The organism is Kitasatospora nipponensis (genome assembly GCF_039528135.1).
Lineage (GTDB): Bacteria > Actinomycetota > Actinomycetes > Streptomycetales > Streptomycetaceae > Kitasatospora > Kitasatospora nipponensis.
Genome location: NZ_BAAALF010000754.1, coordinates 1 through 675, shown reverse-complemented (window position 1 = coordinate 675; position 675 = coordinate 1). Strand labels below are relative to the sequence as shown.

The window sequence follows — 675 nt, the reverse complement described above, 5'->3', positions numbered from 1 at the left end:
CCAGAGGTCGGTCACCCAGGGCGGTGACGACTACGCCACGGTGATCGGGAAGATGAAGGGCTTCGGCACCGACGCGGCGGCCGGGGTCTTCCCCCGCACCGTCCGGCACGCGATGGGCAGCACCGAGATCCCGAAAAAGCCGGTCCGGGTGGTGGTGCTGGACACCGGCGAGCTGGACAACGTGGTGGCGCTCGGCATCCAGCCGGTCGGCGTCGCGTTCACCGACGGGTCGAAGACCATGCCCGGCTACCTCAAGGGACAGGCCGGCACCCCGGCCAGTGTCGGCACCATCTCCAGCCTCAACCTGGAGGCGATCGCCGCCCTCAAGCCGGACCTGATCCTCGGCAGCCAGCTGCGCGCGCAGGACCAGTACGCGGCGCTCTCGAAGATCGCCCCGACGGTGTTCTCGATCCGCCCGGGCTACCCGTGGAAGGAGAACTTCGTCCTCAACGCCGCACCGTTCGGCCTGGAGACGGAGGCCAGGGCCCAGCTGACGGCGTACCAGGCGGCGGCCAAGGAGATCGGCGCCAAGGTGAGGGCGCGGACCGGCGGCAAACTGCGGACCATCACACCGCTGCGCTTCATGCCGGGCAAGATCCGGCTGTACGCGGAGCTCTCCTTCATCGGCACCATGCTGGCCGACATCCCGCTGCCGCAGCCGAAGATCGAGCAGGT

1 protein-coding gene is annotated in these 675 nt (G+C 69.3%); it reads left to right on the top strand.

Annotated elements, in window-relative coordinates:
- The coding region (locus ABD323_RS43135) for an ABC transporter substrate-binding protein (protein ID WP_344447496.1) at positions 1-675 on the top strand (675 nt) is incomplete at both ends.